Source organism: Streptomyces sp. cg40, assembly GCF_050320165.1.
GTDB classification, from domain to species: Bacteria; Actinomycetota; Actinomycetes; order Streptomycetales; family Streptomycetaceae; genus Streptomyces; species Streptomyces hokutonensis.
Genome location: NZ_CP190128.1, coordinates 9,099,246 through 9,116,340 on the forward strand (window position 1 = coordinate 9,099,246; position 17,095 = coordinate 9,116,340).

Consider the following 17,095-nt stretch of genomic DNA (forward strand, 5'->3'; position numbering starts at 1 on the left):
GACGCTACGCCGAAGGCCGTTCGCCCGTCGCCGGGAGAACGGCCTTCGCGGCACGCTGACTTCAGGCCGCCTGGCCGACCTCCACCTCGTCGAGATGCTTGCTCTTGGGGATCAGAGCGACGAGCACCGCGCCCACGGCGACGCAACCGACCACCAGCCAGAGGCCGTTGGTGAAGCCGGCGTCGAGATAGAACTGGGTGCCCTTGAGGATCGCCCCGTGCTGCGCCATCACGACGAAGGCCAGCTGGGAGACGACGATCTGGGCGACGCCCTGGCCGAGGTTCTGGACGCCGTTGGCCAGCGCCTGTTCCTCGGGTGTGACCACCTCGATGATCATGATGGGTACGATCGCCATGGTGATGCCCGTACCCAGCCCCGCGATCACGCCCATCTCGATGATCTGCGGGGCGCTGTGGTGCAGATGGGTGCCGATGCCGTAGCCGAGGACCGCGAGTGAGGCGCCGGTGCCCAGGAGGATGCGTGCGTCCAGCCGGCGGGCGAGGAAACCGGTGGCCACGGCCCCGATGATGATCATGGCGCTGATGGGGCTGGTCACGATGGCGTTGTGGGTTCCCGACCAGCCGAGGCCCGCCGAGATGGTGGGGATGTTGGGCATCAGGATCAGGAGCTGGATCACCACGCCGACGGCGCTGAGCGAGCCGGCCGCGATGGACGTGGCCAGCAGAACGGTCCACACGGGGCGACGCCGGGTCATGGAGAGGGGGAACAGGGGTTCGGCGACCCGGCGCTCCACGAAGACGAAGACGACCAGCGCGACGGCGGCTCCGACGACGTAGCCGATGAACTTGCCGCTGCCCCAGCCCCAGTGCGAGCCCTGGCCGACGGCGTAGACGATCGCCGTGACCCCGCCGCCGAGGAGGATTCCGCCGACCCAGTCCATCCGGCCGGCCGCCGCGCGGACCGGGCTCTCCGGCACGAAGGCGCCCACCAGCAGGAAGCTCACGGCGGTGCTGATGGCCATGAACCACAGGACACCGCGGAAGCCGTAGTCGTCCAGCAGCCAGCCGGACAGGAACGGTCCACCGAAGGCGACGAGACCGACACCGCCGGCCAGGATGCCGCTGGCGACGCCGACCCACTTGCGGGGGAACACATCGCGGGTGATGGCGTAGGCGAGCGGCGCGCTGGCGGTGTAGATGCCCGCGATGCCGCGGCCGATCAGCAGGGTGCGGTAGTCGGTGGCGACGGCCGAGAGCAGGTCGCCGACCAGGCCGAGCCCGATGGCGACGAGCAGGACGCGCTTCTTGCCGAAGATGGCCGCTGCCTTGACCACGAACGGCAGGAAGAACGTTCCGGTCAACAGGGTCATCAGGGTGAACCACGCGATCTCCGTGGTTCTGAAGTGGATCGCGATGTCGGCCTGTGCGATGCCGGACAACGCGGCCATGAGCGCGACGAGTTGGACGGTCCACACGAGCGCGATGACCACGAGGGCGTTGCGAGCGGTGGAGGGTGATGTTTCGTCGTCCTGCGGGGGACTGATCTGGGTCTGGGAGGACATCGGCGGCCTTCCGTAAGTGAGCGGAGCGAAGGTCCAGTGAGCCGATAAATTAGACCTAACGGTCGGTACAATCAATAAGTTGCGCAGAAAGAAAACTGATGGTGCGGCGGGCGTCGGCTCCGGCCCTGGTCGGTGGTATCGCGCCAAGTCTTCGACGAAATCGTCAACAATAGAGTCGACGCTATTGCCTGCGGATTACCGGAGAGCTACGTTCCTCGCCGTGCCTGCACGACCCCGGTCCGGCGAGCGAACGGAGTACTCAGCATGCCCAAGCTGTTCAGAAGGTGTCGTTGGAACTCGGCCACCTTCCTGGCCACCCTCGCGGCGGCCGTCGCCCTGGTGATCGGGGCGAGCCTGGTGCTGGCCAACAGCGCCACCGGCGGTGCGCAGGCCGCCGACTCGGCGTCGGCGAAGGCTGTTTCGGCGGCCACCTCGACCTCGGGCATCGCGCCGGCCATGTCCTGCTCCGGCGTCGCCCAACTCGACCTGGCCGCCGCGGTCCCGGGCGTGCCCTTCGAGATCAGCTCGGCCACCGAACTCGCCGCGAGCGCCAACACCCTCGGCAACTGGGCCGCTTGTGACGTCAAAGGCGTGATCGCCCCACAGATCCACTTCGAGATCAAGCTCCCCGAGACCGGCTGGCAGGCCGACTACCTCCAGCTCGGCTGCGGCGGCCTGTGCGGCGGCGCCACCGTCACCAACGCCCCCGCCTCCGCCGGCTGCGTCCCGCTGACCACCGGCGCCTTCGCCGTCGCCTCCAGCGACGAGGGCCACCAGGTAGGCGGCGGCCTCTTCTCCACCGACCCCACCCTGAGCGCCGACTTCGGCTACAAGTCCGACCACGAACTGGTCCAGGCGGCCAAGGCGATCATCAAGCAGTACTACGGCCGGGCGGCCACCCACTCCTACTTCGACGGCTGCTCCCAGGGCGGCCACCAGGGCCTCACCGAGGCGCAGCGCTACCCGACCGACTTCGACGGCATCATCGCCGGCGCCCCGGCCAACAACTTCACCGCGCTGAACACCTTCTCGCACGCCTGGACCGCCCAGTCCGTGTACCTGAACGGCGGCCCGGCGACGATCACCAACGCCGACCTCGCCGACCTCCACAAGGCCGTCCTCAAGGGCTGCGACGCCCCCGCCGACGGCATCGTCGCCGACCCGCTCAGCTGCACCTGGGACCCCGGCACCATCCAGTGCGCGGCCGGCCAGACCTCGACGTCCGACGCGTACTGCCTGACCGCCGACCAGGTCACCACACTGCGCCGCATCTACGCCGGACCCGCCGACGAACACGGCCAACTCCTCTACCCCGGCTACCAGTTGCGCGGCTCCGAGCTGAACTGGGCCGGCATCATCACCCCGGCCACCGCGACCGGCACCAGCGGCGACATGAGCTTCGTCCGCGAGACCCTGCGCTACCAGATCTTCGACAGCCCCCAACCGGCCCTGACCTACAAGGACATCAAGTTCACGGCCGCCTACTACGACAAGGTGATGCGGCCCAACGAGGGCATGTACGACGCCACCGACCCCGACCTCACCGCGTTCAAGAAGGCCGGCGGCAAGCTGATCCTCTGGCACGGCCTCGGCGACCAGCACATCCCGGCCGTCGGAACGATGGCCTACTACAAGGCGGTTGAGAAGGTCATGGGCGGCGAGGCGGCCACCGAGTCCTTCGCCCGGCTGTTCCTGCTCCCCGGCGTCGCCCACTGCGGCGGCGGCCAGGGCCCGAACACCTTCGACGCACTGACCGCGATCACCGACTGGGTCACCGAGGGCGACGCCCCGGCGAGCCTGACGACGAAGTCGGTCGACAGCGGCGGCAACACCACCGCCTCCCGCCCGGTCTACCCCTTCCCGTACTACGCCAAGAACACCACGGGCGGCTCGGACACCGACGCGAGCAGCTACACCCCCGTCAAGTCCACCGCGGAGGCCAGGCTCAAGCTCGACTGGCTCGGCTCCTTCCGCTCCGGCTACGAGACGGTCGGCAACTGGGTGGGCCGCAAGTGGGTCGTCACCAAGGGCAAGAACTGACATACGGGAGAAGCCGACGGGCACGGCATCCATACGTTTCGGATCGTGCCGGGTGTCGTGTCCGTGCGGTCGGCGCAACTCTCCGGCACCATCGAGTCGTTGAGCACCCCCGTCGCACCCCCGTCACCCTGGAGCCCTCATGTCCCGATCCGAGGCACGCGTCGTCACCGACCGGCCGCAGCGCTACGCCAAGCAACTCGCCTCCCACCTGGGCCGGCGCAGCGAGACCAGTTGGGACGAGGAGACGGGGGAGGGGCGTCTCGTCTTCCAGGACGGCACAGGATCGCTGACCGCCACCGAGGGGGCGTTGCTGCTCGCGGTGGAGGCGGAGCCCGAGTTCCTCGATCGGCTGGAAGACGTGGTGGGCCGGCATCTGGTCCGCTTCGGCACCAAGGACGAGCTGGTCGTCGAGTGGCGGCGCGACAACGGCGAACCCGGCACCAGTCAGCGCAGCCCCGGCGACACTGCCTGAGCCGCGGTGACGGTCCAGGTCAGGACACGCAGCCCACGTGGGCCAGCGCCTGCTTGAGCAGCACCCCGTGCCCGCCCGGCATCTCGCTGCGCAGCGCCTCCGAGGCGGCCTCCTCCGGACTGAACCAGACCAGGTCGAGCGCGTCCTGCCGGGGCCGGCAGTCACCGGTGACCGGCACGACGTAGGCAAGGGACACCGCGTGCTGCCGGGGGTCGTGGTACGGGGTGACCCCGTGCGTGGGGAAGTACTCGGCGACCGTGAACGGCTGCAGCGAGGCCGGGATACGGGGCAGCGCGACCGGGCCGAGGTCCTTCTCCAGGTTGCGCAGCAGGGCGTCCCGGATCCGCTCGTGGTGCAGTACGCGGCCGGAGACGAGCGTGCGGTTCACCGTGCCGTCGGGGCCGATGCGCAGCAGCAGGCCGATGCTGGTCACCTCGCCGCTGTCGTCGACGCGGACGGGCACCGCCTCGACGTACAGGATCGGCATGCGGGCGCGTGCCTGTTCGAGGTCGTCGGCGGACAGCCAACCGGGCGTGGTATCGGTCATGTCAGACATTGCTTGATCATACTTTCAGTGTCCGTCGGATAGCCGGTAGACCCGGCGGGCGTTGTCCGCTCCCGCCCAGCGCGCCATTCGCAGCGCGTCGGACAGGCCCAGTTCGTCGGCGTCCACCCGGTCCTGGAGAAGATCCCCCAGACCCCGGCGGAACGCCAGCGCGCCGAGCCCGTAGAACTCGGCCAGACCATAGGCGTCGGAGCTGTACAGCAGTTTGCGGAAGGGGGTGACCTCCAGCGCCTCGGCCAGTACCGCCCGAGCCCGGAGCGGACCTACATGATGCAGGGTGAGTCCCACATCCAGGTACACCCGCTCGAAGACGGCCGCCAGGTAGCCGGCCTGGCGCTGGTACGGCCAGCAGTGCAGGAGCAGCACCGGGATCGTCCCGGAGATCAGGTGCAGCCAGTCCGTGAGGAGGGTCGGGTCCGTGCGGTGCAGCCGGATGTCGTTGTCGCCGAAGCCCGTGTGCAGTTGGAGCGGGAGCCCCAGGTCGACCGCGGTCCACAGCAACTCCCGCGTCAGCACCGGGTCTTCGAGCCGTCCGCCCCGGGTCAGCCAGGCGCGGGCCGCGCTGGTCACCTCCGCCTCCGAGGGGCGGGCGGGGTCGAGATCGAACCCCGTCCGGTACGCGGCCACCGACTTCACCCCCACCACCCCCGTCCGCCGCACCGCGTCCAGGGCGGCGGCCCGGAACGCGTCCGCGTACCCGTCCGGCTCGACACCCCGCGCGGCCACACCCTCCGCGACGGTTTCAAGCCGTACGACCTCATGGGCGACCGCGCCGGTCACCCCGGCGAGTTCGGCGGGCGTGGTGATGGCGTGCGGGGCGAACCCCGTGTCGACGCAGAACACACCCGTCCCCGCTGCGGCGAGGAAGCGCCGGTTGACCTCGTCCGGCCCCAACTCGGCGCGCCGGGCGAGGTATTCGTCGGCGGGCGCGTGCCGCTCCAGGTCCAACAGGGGTGCGCAGTGACGCCGTACGGCGATCCCGACCGGGCTGTCGAAAGGCGAGATCCCGCTGCCGGGCCAGACGTCGCCCTCGGTGAGCAGTGACTCGAAGGCCGTCCGGTCCAGGTCCTCGGTGACGACCCCGTGGCAGTGGTGGTCCACCAACTCCAGTGCGGCGAGCGCCTCGTGGACCGGTCCAATGCCCATCGTCAGTACTTCCAGCGGTAGGCCGCCGCGATCCGCTCGTCGTCCAGGTCGGTCACGGCCGCGATCTCGCCCTGTCGTACGGCGATCACCGCGTCGGCCAGGACCGGTCCAAGTGCGGCCCGCAGCAGCTCGTCCTTGCGGAACTCGGCGACCGACTCGGCCAGCGAGGTCGGAAGTCGCCGTACACCACGGGCCGTTGCCTCCGCCGTGCCGAGGTGTGCCGGGTCTCCGGTGGTCTCCTCGGGCAGGGCGGCCGACGAGGTGAGGCCGTCGAGTCCCGCGGTGATCAGGCAGCCGAGGGCGAGATAGGGGTTGGCGGCCAGGTCGACCGGCTTCACCTCCAGGTTCGCCGCCTGGGCGCGGAGGCCTGCCGTACCGGTGATGACACGCACCGCGGCCTCGCGGGTCTCGCGGCCCCAGGCGGTGAACACCCCGGCCCACTGGGAGGGTTGGAGCCGGAAGTAGCTGGCCGGGCTCGGCGCCGTGACGGCGGTGAGGGCCGGGAGGTGGGCGAGGACGCCGGCCGCGAACGACTCGGCGCCGGCCGTCATGCCGTAGCGCCTCTCGCCCCCGGCGTGCAGGTTCGCACCGTCGCGCCAGGCCGAGAGGTGGATGTGCCCGCCGTTGCCGACACCCTGGGCGAGGACGGCCGGCGTGAACGAGGCGCGCAGGCCGTGCCGCCCGGAGACCGCGCGCACGGTCTGCCGTACGAGCACGCTGCGGTCGGCCGCCGCGACCGGGTCGAGCGCGCCGACCGAGAGCTCGAACTGCCCGGCCGCGTACTCGGGATGGAACTGGTCGACGTCCACGCCCTGCGCCGCCAGTGCGGACAGCAACTCGGCGCCGTAGTCGCTCAGTTCGACCTGCCGGGTCGCGCTGTAGGCCGGGCCGGTCGTGGCGGGGACGAACTCGCCGGCGGGTGCGGTGTCCAGGCCGAGCACCCACTCGATCTCGATGCCCGCGCGGAAGGTGAGCCCGTGCCGCCGCTCCGCGTCCGTGACGATCCGGCGCAGGAACGTGCGGCTGCAGCCGGGGTGTTGCTCGCCTTCCTGGGTGATCCGGTCGACCGGCGCCCAGGCCCAGCCGGGCTGCCCGGACAGGACGGTCAGCTGGTCCAGGTCGGGGTACAGGCGCAGGTCGCCGTCCGGTGAGCCGAGGACGTCGGTCGTGACGATGGAGTCGTTCGCCAGGAAGGTGTCGAACACCGGGGACATGCCTACGCCCCAGGCCGCGGCCGAGGCGAGCCTCGCGGTCGGGACCGTCTTCACCCGGCCCACGCCCGCGGTGTCGACGTAGGCCAGGACGATCCCGTGCACCCCCCGTCCGGTCAGCTCCGTGGCCAGTGCGGTGGCGCGCTCGACCTCGCCGGGGCGTCCGCCGGGCAGTGGGTCGGCAAGGGTGGTCATACGTCCTCCACGGTCGCGTCCTGGTCGGCTGCGCCGTCAGGGTTTCACGGCCACAGCTCCGAACTGCGGTACCACGGCCGGGGAGTCGGAGTCCGGGCGCCACTGCGAGCACGGCACCAGACCGGGGTCGAGGAGGTCGAGGCCCTCGAAGAAGGCGGCGACGTCGGCGCGGCTGCGGGCGGTGATCGGGGGAGTGGCGTTCTCGTTCCAGAACTCCATCGCCGGGACGTTGCCCTCGCCGCCGAGATCCGCGTCGAAGGTGGGGTGGGTGAGGACCAGGAAGCTGCCCGAGGGGACCGCGGCCATGACGTTGCGCACGACCTCCCGGGCTGCCTCGGTGTCGAGGACGAAGTTCAGGATGCCCAGCATCATCACCGCGACGGGACGTTCGAAGTCCAGTGTGTCGGCGGCTCGTCGGACGATCGTCGCCGGGTCGTGCGCGTCCGCGTCGATGTAGTCGGTGACGCCCTCGGGGGTGCTCGTCAGCAGCGTACGGGCGTGGATCAGCACCAGCGGGTCGTTGTCGACGTACACGATCCGCGCGTCCGGGGCGACGCGCTGGGCGATCTCGTGCGTGTTGTCGACGGTCGGCAGTCCGGTGCCGATGTCGAGGAACTGCCGTACCCCGAGCTCGCCGGCCAGGAACCGCACCGCCCGGCCGAGGAAGTCCCGGTCGGCGCGGGCCACTTCACGGATCACCGGGAACATGCCGGCGACGTGCTCGCCGACCCGCTGGTCGATCTCGTAGTTGTCCTTGCCGCCGATCCAGTAGTTCCACACACGCGCGTTGTGCGCCACACCGGTGTTGAGCCGGGTTGGTCCCTCTGCCGGGGTGTCGCTGTCACTCACGTCTTGACTCCTTGTCGCCCGCGCCGCCGTCCCCGCCATTGTGCCGCGAGTTGATCACCCGGCCCAAGGATTCGCGATGATCGGGCGCATGTTCTTCGGAGAGAGCGAACTGTCAGTCGACGTCGCCGGGTTGGGCGGGCGGCGTCTTCCCGGCCAGGACGTCCTTCAGATGCGAGGTGCCCTGCTGCACGGCGGCCTTGGTCGTACCCGACTCCGTGCCGTCGAGGCCGCCGGAGGTGACGGTGATCGCATCGGTGCCGACGCGGACGACCGCCAACTGGAGTGTGAGTGTGGTGGGTTGGGCGGCGCCCGTGCTCGTGACGGTCACCTGGAGACCCTGTCGGGCGTCGCCGACGGACGGCACCGAGTCCTCGATGACCTGGACCGTGCGCCGGCCGCCCTTGGAGTCGGTCGCGGTGAACTGGTCGCACTTCACCGGCAGCGTCTTCAGCCAGTTCAGGGAGGCGCCGAGCCTGGCCCGGTCGTAGGCGGCGACCTGGTACAGCAGTCGGGACTCGCTCTGCTCGAACCCGGTCAGCGCGGACGCGCCGGACGGCTTGCCGAGGAGATCGTCGCCGTAGAGCGCGTCGAGCAGTTTCTGGCAGTCGGCGGAGTTCGTCTTCGCAGTGAGGAGGGCGCCGACGTCGACCTTGCCGATGACGAGCTTGTCGCCCCAGGTCGCTGCGTCCTTGACCTGCGTCCAGTTGTCCTCCAGGTCGGCCTCGGTGATCAGCGCGGCCTTGGCACCCGCCTCGGTGAGGACGGGCGAGGCGGACCTCCCGGTGCGGGGCGAGGCGAGCGGAGACTTCGCGGCGAGCGGGGAGGCGGCGATGTCCGAGGCGCTGTCACCGCCCGCACCACCGCTGCCGCCGGAACAGGCCGCGCAGGTCAGCAGCGTGCCCGCCGCCAGGGCTGCGGCGGCGACACGGACGGGGCGGGAGGACGGGCGACGGTGCATGACGGGGCCTCCAGGGGGAGTGGCGGTCCCCCTCAGGGCACCATCGGGCCGCCCGGCCCTCCAGCGCAGGGGGCCGTTCGGGTGAGAGGAGTGGTGTCAGGGTGCGCTGTCCGGCGGCGACTCCTGCGGCCCGGAATGCCGATGCGGCAGATGCAGATGATGCTCATGCGGCTGTGGGGGTTCGTGCTCCGCGAGGCGCGCCCGTTCGGCGAGCCCGGCCTCCAGCACGTGCACCGTGCGCCCGCCGCACTTCGGGCAGACCGCGTCGGCGAGCGGCGACCTCATGGCCCGGCCCTCCTCGTCGACGTACTCCTGCGTGGTCAGGCCGGAGGCGTCGGTCGGGTCGGTGAAGAACATGACCTGGAAGGTGGCCTCCCAGAAGTGGCCGCAGTCACCGCAGGTGAACGCGAAGGTCTCCGGAACGGCTCGGGGTTCCGCCGTCATGGAACGGTCCTCTGTCTCGTGGGCGGGCGGGTCGGACAGCAGTGCCCTCCAGCGCACAACGCCGCACGTCGTACGGCAACTCGAACGCCCCGTCCGGCATGCCCGCACCCGTCCCCGCCCCGACACTGGTCCCAGGCCCCGGCACCGTGACACGAAGGAGTGACCATGCTGCCCGGATTCCTCACCAGGGCGGTCGAGTTGCTGCTCGGCAGGGAGGGCCGCTCCCTCCATCTCAAGGCGGCGGGCGCGGCGACGGCGGTCCTCGGCGTGGTGATGCTCGTCGGCTCGTGGGCCGTGGTCGCCGCCGAACACGGAGCCCGCGGCGCCAACCTGACGACGTACCCGAGGGCCCTGTGGTGGTCGATCGAGACGGCGACGACGGTCGGGTACGGCGACTTCTACCCGGTCACGTTGTGGGGCCGCGTGGTCGGCTCGGTGGTGATGGTCGTCGGCATCACCACCTACGGCCTGGTCACCGCTGCTCTGGCCACCTGGTTCGTCGGCCGCGAACAGCGCCGCCGGCATCATCTCGCCGACGGCGCAAAGGAGTTGAGCGAGGAGACGGCCCGCGCCTTGCACGAACGCTTCGACCGGCTGGAGCGGTTGCTCGCGGGGAAGGGGGGAGAGCCCGTGACGGTACGCGGCCCGGCTACTCGGCCAGCGGCAGCGCGCGGAAGGTGTACCCCTCCCACAGTCGCCGAGAGGTCTCCTCGGGGTAGGCGCTGACCACGGGGTGGGCGTCGAGGACCTGCACCGACCGCTGCTCGGTGTCGTACGCGGGCCAGCCCGGGTCGCCCGTTCGCGCGAACTCCGCCCAGGACGACCGGAATCGGGACGACAGCGCCAGGGCCTCGGGAGAGGGCTCGACGTCGGCGAACAGCAGATTCCCCAGGTCGGCGCTGAAGGTGCCGAACAGCAGCGGGACGTCGAGGCCGTGGCAGGCGCCCAGCACACCGCCCAACCCCGGGGCGGGCCAGGTGAGTTCGTAGACGTGCGCGCGACCGCCGCCGGCGAGCTGAGCCTCGGCCAGGTGCAACGAGGGGGCGCCGAACAGCCAGTCGGTCTGGACGCGTTCGTGCAACTCCTCGGGTGAGCCGTCCGGGAAGGCGTCGCGATACGCCGACTCGGCGTCCGGACCGGGCCCGAACCGCCGCAGTGCCGTACTCGCGTCCGCCGGCCCGATCTTCCCGGACTGCCCGGCGAGCACGACGAACAGCCGGTACTCGTCCCGGTTGTGACCGACCATCAGTTCCACGTCCCGGGCCGCACCGGCCGCCAGCCCCTCCCAGGGCGTTACGGGCAGCACCTCGCCGTCCACGACGGGCGAGAACGGCGTCACCGTGTGGACGACCGAACCCCAGCGGTCCTCGTACTGGGGCATCTTGGGGCCCAGCGTCTCGCCCAGCGAAGGCAGTTGGCGCGGGTCCACGGTCGCCAGGTCGGCGACCGTGGGGCGCAGTCCCGCCTCGGCGGCGATTGCGGCGGCGATGTCCTTGGCCAGCGGGTCGGAGAAGAAGGTGCCGGGCACGCTCTGCGCGATCGCCCGCCGGAACAGCCCGGACGCGCTCGGCATGACCAGCAGCGAGGCCACCGAGCCGCCGCCGGCCGACTCGCCGAAGACCGTGACCTGTTCCGGATCGCCGCCGAACGCCGTGATGTTGTCCCGCACCCATTCCAGCGCGGCGACCTGGTCGAGCAGCCCGCGGTTGGCGGGCGCGCCGTCGATCCGCGCGAACCCCTCGATGCCGACACGGTAGTTGAGGCTCACGACCACGACATCGCCGTCTCGCGCGATGTGCTGGGCGTCGTAGCCGGGGCTGCCCGCGTGCCCCAGCTTGTAGGCCCCGCCGTAGATCCACACCATGACCGGGCGGCGGGCCGCCGGATCGGGTGCGGGTGTCCACACGTTGACGGTCAGCCAGTCGTCGCCCATGGGGCCCGTCAGGACACCCCGGCGGCCCTGGATACCGGACTCCTGCGGGGGTGGCGGCCCGAACTCGAAGGCGTCGCGCACACCGTCCCAGCCGCGTACCGGGCGCGGTGCCTGGAAGCGGGCCTCCCCGACGGGCGGTTCGGCGAACGGGATGCCGCGGAAGACCACGAGCCCGTCCTCCAGCCGTCCGCGCACCGCACCGGCGGCGAGCCGCACCACCGGTGCGGCGGCCGAACCGGCCTTCGTGTCACGGGAGTTGGGCGTTGTCATCGTGGACTCCTCGCTCGGGGACGGCAGGCTGCGCGGACAGGCCGAGGGCGGTCGCCGTCCCGCTGGGTGCGGGGCGGCGACCGCCGTGTGCTCGATGAACCAGAATGCCTCAGGCCTTGGCCTCGGAGACCTCCGGAGCGGGGGCCGGTGCCTTGTCGGCCGGTGTCTCGACGGCCGTACGGGCCTTGGGGATCAGGCTCGCGAGGAAGAAGGCCAGCAGCGCGGCTCCCGCACCGATCGCCATGACCACCTTGAAGCCGTTCTCCGACGGAAGCGCGGCGCCGCCGAAGTCGGTGGTCATCTGGGCCAGGATCACACCCGCGATGGCGCTGGCGAAGCTGGTGCCCAGGGACCGCATCAGGGTGTTGAGGCTGTTGGCGGCACCGGTCTGGGACGGGTCGACCGCGCCCATGATCAGAGCGGGCAGGGCGCCGTAGGTGAAGCCGACACCCGCGCCGATGATGCAGGAGACCAGGATGAGGTGCCAGACCTCGGACATCAGCAGGATGTTCAGGGCGTAGCCGGAGGCCACGATCAGGGCGCCGATCATCAGGGTGACCTTGGGGCCCTTGGCCTTGGTGACGCCCGCCGACACCGCCGACATGGCCATCATGACCAGGCCCTGCGGGGCCAGCACCAGGCCCACCGTCAGCATCGACTTGCCCAGGCCGTAGCCGGTCTGCGTGGGCAGTTGGAGGAGCTGGGGGAGGACCAGGGACATCGCGAACATCGAGAAGCCGAGGGCGATCGAGGCCAGGTTGGTGAAGAGCACCTGCGGCTTGGCGGTCGTACGCAGGTCGACCAGCGGCTGCGGGCTGCGCAGCTCGTACCAGCCCCAGGAGAGCAGGATCACGACGGCGGCGACACCGAGGACCAGGGTGGTCGCGCTGGTCCAGCCCCAGTCGGAGCCCTTGGAGATGGCGAGCAGCAGCGAGACCAGTCCGGCGGAGAGCCCGAGCGAGCCGACCAGGTCGAAGCGGCCACCGGTGCGGACCTTCGACTCGGGCACCAGCGTCAGGACCAGCAGGAAGGACAGGACACCGAGGACGGCGGAGACCCAGAAGAGGATGTGCCAGTTGTAGTGGTCCGCGATGAAGGCGGCCGAGGGCAGACCCAGGGCGCCACCGACGCCGAGCGAGGCGCTCATCAGGGCGGTGGAGCCGGCCAGCCGGTCGCTGGGCAGTACGTCCCGCATGATGCTGATGCCGAGCGGGACGACCGCGGCGGCCAGCCCCTGGAGTGCGCGGCCGATGACCATCGGGACCAGCGAGTCGGCCAGGGCGCACACGATCGAGCCGGACACCAGCAGCACGATGCTGGTCAGCAGCATCCGGCGCTTGCCGAACATGTCGCCGAGGCGGCCCACGACCGGGGTGGCCACGGCGGCGGCCAGCAGGGTGGCAGTGACCGCCCACGCGGTGTTCGACGCGGAGGCGTCCAGGTACTTCGGGAGCTCCGGGATGATCGGGATGACCAGCGTCTGCATCAGCGAGACGACGATTCCCGCGAAGGCCAGCACCGCGACGACGGCGTTCGACCTCGGCGGAGCGGAGGAACCCGCTTCGGCGGGTCGGGCAAGGGCGTCGGACATGGCGGAGCCTCCATCGGGAACGGGAACGAGCTGCGACGATCAGGGACGAGCTGACTTGCTTGACTCACTCAACCATAATGAGATTGATTGAGTTACGCAAGTACATCTTGGGTGTGAGCCGGTGAACGGGGGAGTAACGGCAGTTCGGTCACGACCTCGAAGCCGCCCTCGGGCCGATGGCCTGCATGGAGTCGGCCACCGGCGGAGAGCGCCCGCTCCCGCATGCCGATGACGCCGTACCCGCCCCCGGCGGCGGGGGAGGAGGGGGCTGCCGTACCCCCGTGGTCGGTGACGGTGATGCCCAGCCGGTCGTGCGAGTAGCAGAGCCGCACCTCGGCCGAGCCGGTGCCCGCGTGCTTGGTCACATTGGTGAGCGCCTCCTGCACGATCCGGTACGCCGTGAGGTCCGTACCGGCGGACAGCGGCCGCGGCCTGCCCTCCGTGCTGACGCTGACGACGAGGCCGGCGGGCTCGAACGAGGCGGCCAGCTCGGCGAGTTGAGCCAGCCCGGGTGCAGGGCCCGAGGGAGTCTCCGAGTCGTCCGCGTGCCGCAACAGGCCCACGGTGGCCTTGAGTTCGCGGACGGCCGACAGCGTGGTGCCCGCGAGTTCGCCGGCGATCCGCTCGGCCTCCTCGGGGCGGCTGCGCATCAGCCGTACGACGGTGCCTGCTTGGAGGTTGGCCAGGACGAGGTGATGGGCGACGACGTCGTGCAGATCGCGGGCGATCCGCATGCGTTCCTCGGTGACACGGTGCCTGGCCTCCTGCTCGCGGGTGCGTTCCGCGTGCTCGGCGCGGGCCTGCACCGCCTCCAGATAGGCCGCGCGGAGCCGGGTGGTGGTGCCGAGCGAGGTGGGCAGCAGCAGCCAGAAGACCGGGCCGAGCAGTTTCAGGACCAGCGGTTCGTTGTTGGGGCCCACGATCAGGGCCGTGCCCACCAGCAGGGTGATGCCGGCGGCGGTGAAGAGGTTCGCGGTGGTCCGCTCGGAGCGCAGGGCCAGCGTGTAGAGCGCGACCATGAGCGGGCCGATCACCAGGACCGTGACGATGTAGCCGAGCCCGGCCACCGCCATGGCGCAGCAGAGGGTGAGCACCACGGTCGTGCGCGGCAGAGTGCGTCGCCACAGCAGGGCGACCGAGGCGAGACCCGTGACCAACACGCCGGGCCACCAAGGGACTTCGAGGTCGCGGCCGGGGATCGTCAGCATGCTGCCGGGGAAGGCGCAGGCGAGGAGTACGGCGGCGAGGACCAGGTCGACGGTACGGGGATGGCAGCGCAGCACCCGCTGCAGGCGGTGGATCATGGTGTGGGGGTCCTGTCCGGGGCGGCCGGGCGCGCCGGTGGCCGCCGGGGGCGGTGGGGCCGGCGCGCCGTCCGCTGCTCGTCTACTCGTCGAAGGTGACGACGATCTTCTCCGCCGCGCCCGGCGTCAGCGCGAGCTCGAAGGCGTGCTCGACCTCGCCGAAGGGCACCCGGTGACTGATCAGCTTGGCGAACCGCTCGTGGTGCTCGACGATCTCCTGGGTGACCTCGAAGATCTCGGTGGGGTAGCCCTGCGAGGCGATCAGGGTGAGCTCGCTGCGCAGCATCCCGCCGAGGTCGATGTCGGCGCCCTTCTTCTGTACGGCGACCATGACCAGCTTGGCGCCCCACTTCGCGGAGTCGACCGTGGTGTTGACGACGGCGGCGACACCGGCGGCGTCGATGTAGATGTCGGTGCCGGGGCGGGGCTGGCCGAGCGCGTTGGCGGCCTGCCCGTGCAGCTCGGTGAGGCGTGACGTCACGTCCTCCTCGGCGGAGTTGATGACGGCGTCCGCGCCGACCGCGAGAGCGGTCTCCATGCGGGAGGCGATGACGTCGGCGACGACGACGTGCTCGACCCCGCGCAGCTTCAGCCAGATCGCCGCGCCCAGGCCGATCGGTCCGGCGCCGAAGATGACAACCTTGTCGCCGGGCTTCGCCTCGGAACGGTTCACGGCGTGCCGGGCCACCGCCATCGGCTCGTTGAGGGAGGCGACGTCGAAGGGCACGGTGTCGGGGAAGACGGTGACGCTCTTGCCGACCTCGCAGTCCTCCAGCAGGAGGTAGTCGCTCATGGCACCGTGCCTGCCGCCGCAGCCGATGATCCCGGAGGGGGAGCCCTGCGGGTTGACGACCACCCGGTCCCCGGCCTTCAGACCGTCGACCTCGGCGCCGACCTCGACGATCTCGCCGGCCGGCTCGTGCCCGAGGGGGACCGGCACCATGGTGCCGCCCGCGCCGAACGGGCCGCCGCCGATGTGCAGGAAGAAGGTGTCGGTACCGCAGATCCCGCAGGCACGGATCTTCATGAGGGCGTCCTTGGGCCCGGGCACCGGACGCTCGACGTCCACCACCTCGATCTTGTCTACGGAGCCGGTCTGGACGGACTTCATCGTGGCCATGAGGGAGCTCGCTTTCCATGTGCGTGAGGGGTGTCACCGGCCCCGGCGGCGGACGGGGGGAGTGCTCCGACCGCCGGGCCCGGTGACGGCGCCATACTCCGTCCCCACGGCGTACGGCGCGACGGGGACACCTCCGCTTCGGTGACCCCAGCTCTGGACTTGCTTGAGTTAGGCAACCATAAATGCATTACTTAAGTCAAGCAACCGTCTCTCGACCTTGCTTAACTCAGGCAAGTACCTGTTACGGTGGACGCATGTCCACACCGCCACCCGCAACAACGCCCGTCCCGGCGGACGTAGTCGAGATCGAGCGGGTCCTGACCCGCATCGCCTATCTGGCCGGGCGGGCCCGGCAGCACGAGCGTCTGATGGCGCTGGTCGGGCTGCCCCTGGACCGGGCCGCCGTGGCGATTCTGCGCTACATCGCCGAGAGCGAGCCGCTGCGCCCCGGAGTCCTCGCGGTCCGGATGTCGGTGGAGGCCTCCCATGTCACCCGCCAGCTACGGCAGTTGGAGCAGCTCGGCCATGTGGTCCGCATCCCGGACCCCGACGACGGCCGCGCCCAGCGCATCCAGCTCACCGACAGCGGACTGGCCGCCGTCGACCGCATCCGGGACGTGAGCCGCCGGGGCATGGAGATGGCGCTGGCGGACTGGTCCTCGGAGGACCTGCGCCAACTCGCGGCGCTCTTCCACCGGTTGGTCGACGACTTCGTCACGCACGCCGAGGCGGCCCTGGACATCCCGGCCTGACGGCTCAGGGGGCCGGCCGCACCTGACCGTGCTGCCAGGCCCAGGCCGCGATCTCGACGCGGTTCCGCGCGGCCAGTTTCAGCTGGACGCTGGAGAGATGCGTCTTCACCGTGGACAGGGAGACGTACAACTCGGCGGCGATCTCGGCGTTCGTCCGGCCGAGGGCGACGAGCCGGACGACCTCGGCCTCGCGGTCGGTGAGCGGCTCGCGCAACGCCGGTGCGGGCGGGGCCGGTTCGGGTGCCGCCGTGGTCGTGTCGGTGAGGTGCCTCAGCAGCCGGACGGTGACCGAGGGCGAGACCAACGAGTCGCCGGCCGCCGCCGCCCGGACCGCCTCCGCCAGCAGTGTCGGCCCCGAGTCCTTCAGCAGGAACCCGCAGGCCCCGCCGCGCAGCGCGCCGTACACGTACTCGTCCAGGTCGAAGGTCGTCACCACGACCACCCGCAGTGGATCGGCCACGTCCGGCCCCGCCAGCAACCGCGTCGCCGCCAGACCGTCCAGCTTCGGCATCCGGATGTCCAGCAGACACACATCGGGCCGCTCACGCCGGGCCAGCGCCACGGCCTCCTCCCCGTCGACCGCCTCGGCGACCACGGTGATGTCGGGCTGCGCGTCCAGGAAGAACCGGAAACCGGTACGGACCATCTCCTGGTCGTCGGCGATCAGCACACGGATGGGCGGGGCGGGGACGGTCATGGGTCGATCATGCCTCAGAGGGGAAG

15 protein-coding genes and 1 pseudogene are annotated in these 17,095 nt (G+C 70.8%); 4 read left to right on the forward strand and 12 right to left on the reverse strand.

Annotated features, from left to right (window positions below; genetic code table 11):
• Nucleotides 1-61: 61 nt before the first annotated feature.
• Complete coding sequence (locus tag ACQHII_RS41050) at nucleotides 62-1,522, reverse strand: MFS transporter (RefSeq protein ID WP_427923996.1); 1,461 nt, start codon at nucleotides 1,520-1,522, stop codon at nucleotides 62-64.
• A gap of 264 nt (nucleotides 1,523-1,786) precedes the next feature.
• Here ACQHII_RS41050 and ACQHII_RS41055 point away from each other — a divergent pair, with 264 nt between their 5' ends.
• Nucleotides 1,787-3,562: a tannase/feruloyl esterase family alpha/beta hydrolase gene (locus ACQHII_RS41055; protein ID WP_427923997.1), complete on the forward strand. Its 1,776-nt coding sequence runs from the start codon at nucleotides 1,787-1,789 to the stop codon at nucleotides 3,560-3,562.
• Between the two features lie 139 nt (nucleotides 3,563-3,701).
• Nucleotides 3,702-4,034, forward strand: coding sequence for a DUF2218 domain-containing protein (locus ACQHII_RS41060; RefSeq protein ID WP_427923998.1), 333 nt, complete (start codon nucleotides 3,702-3,704; stop codon nucleotides 4,032-4,034).
• Nucleotides 4,035-4,053: 19 nt separating this feature from the next.
• Here ACQHII_RS41060 and ACQHII_RS41065 read toward each other — a convergent pair whose 3' ends face one another.
• From ACQHII_RS41065 to ACQHII_RS41090, 6 genes are all read right to left on the reverse strand, one after another.
• Entirely contained in the window at nucleotides 4,054-4,590 is a 537-nt protein-coding gene (locus ACQHII_RS41065; RefSeq protein ID WP_427923999.1) for an NUDIX hydrolase family protein, read from the reverse strand.
• A 15-nt stretch (nucleotides 4,591-4,605) separates the two neighbouring features.
• Nucleotides 4,606-5,745 (reverse strand): amidohydrolase family protein, encoded by a 1,140-nt coding sequence (locus ACQHII_RS41070; RefSeq protein ID WP_427924000.1) that lies wholly within the window; start codon nucleotides 5,743-5,745, stop codon nucleotides 4,606-4,608.
• A 2-nt stretch (nucleotides 5,746-5,747) separates the two neighbouring features.
• A complete protein-coding gene (locus tag ACQHII_RS41075) occupies nucleotides 5,748-7,151 on the reverse strand; it encodes a glutamine synthetase family protein (RefSeq protein ID WP_427924001.1) in 1,404 nt (467 codons plus the stop codon).
• Between the two features lie 36 nt (nucleotides 7,152-7,187).
• Nucleotides 7,188-8,000 (reverse strand): SAM-dependent methyltransferase, encoded by an 813-nt coding sequence (locus ACQHII_RS41080; protein WP_427924002.1) that lies wholly within the window; start codon nucleotides 7,998-8,000, stop codon nucleotides 7,188-7,190.
• Nucleotides 8,001-8,112: 112 nt separating this feature from the next.
• Complete coding sequence (locus ACQHII_RS41085; RefSeq protein ID WP_427924003.1) at nucleotides 8,113-8,958, reverse strand: hypothetical protein; 846 nt, start codon at nucleotides 8,956-8,958, stop codon at nucleotides 8,113-8,115.
• A gap of 96 nt (nucleotides 8,959-9,054) precedes the next feature.
• Nucleotides 9,055-9,402, reverse strand: a complete 348-nt coding sequence (locus ACQHII_RS41090) for a hypothetical protein (protein ID WP_427924004.1) — start codon at nucleotides 9,400-9,402, stop codon at nucleotides 9,055-9,057.
• A 165-nt stretch (nucleotides 9,403-9,567) separates the two neighbouring features.
• Here ACQHII_RS41090 and ACQHII_RS41095 point away from each other — a divergent pair.
• Nucleotides 9,568-10,026, forward strand: a pseudogene (locus ACQHII_RS41095) (potassium channel family protein); the annotation flags it as partial.
• Nucleotides 10,027-10,051: 25 nt separating this feature from the next.
• On the opposite strand, the gene ACQHII_RS41100 reads toward ACQHII_RS41095, so the two are convergent.
• From ACQHII_RS41100 to ACQHII_RS41115, 4 genes are all read right to left on the reverse strand, one after another.
• A complete protein-coding gene (locus tag ACQHII_RS41100) occupies nucleotides 10,052-11,605 on the reverse strand; it encodes a carboxylesterase/lipase family protein (protein WP_427924005.1) in 1,554 nt (517 codons plus the stop codon).
• A 109-nt stretch (nucleotides 11,606-11,714) separates the two neighbouring features.
• Nucleotides 11,715-13,196, reverse strand: coding sequence for an MFS transporter (locus tag ACQHII_RS41105; protein WP_427924006.1), 1,482 nt, complete (start codon nucleotides 13,194-13,196; stop codon nucleotides 11,715-11,717).
• Between the two features lie 92 nt (nucleotides 13,197-13,288).
• Nucleotides 13,289-14,500 carry a sensor histidine kinase gene (locus ACQHII_RS41110; RefSeq protein ID WP_427924007.1) on the reverse strand — a complete coding sequence of 404 codons (1,212 nt, stop codon included), beginning with the start codon at nucleotides 14,498-14,500 and terminating at the stop codon, nucleotides 13,289-13,291.
• Nucleotides 14,501-14,582: 82 nt separating this feature from the next.
• Nucleotides 14,583-15,620, reverse strand: coding sequence for a zinc-dependent alcohol dehydrogenase (locus tag ACQHII_RS41115; protein WP_427924008.1), 1,038 nt, complete (start codon nucleotides 15,618-15,620; stop codon nucleotides 14,583-14,585).
• A gap of 254 nt (nucleotides 15,621-15,874) precedes the next feature.
• On the opposite strand from ACQHII_RS41115, the gene ACQHII_RS41120 reads away from it, so the two are divergent.
• Nucleotides 15,875-16,372, forward strand: coding sequence for a MarR family winged helix-turn-helix transcriptional regulator (locus tag ACQHII_RS41120; RefSeq protein ID WP_427924009.1), 498 nt, complete (start codon nucleotides 15,875-15,877; stop codon nucleotides 16,370-16,372).
• Nucleotides 16,373-16,376: 4 nt separating this feature from the next.
• Here ACQHII_RS41120 and ACQHII_RS41125 read toward each other — a convergent pair whose 3' ends face one another.
• Nucleotides 16,377-17,069, reverse strand: coding sequence for a response regulator (locus ACQHII_RS41125; RefSeq protein WP_427924010.1), 693 nt, complete (start codon nucleotides 17,067-17,069; stop codon nucleotides 16,377-16,379).
• Between the last annotated feature and the right edge of the window lie 26 nt (nucleotides 17,070-17,095).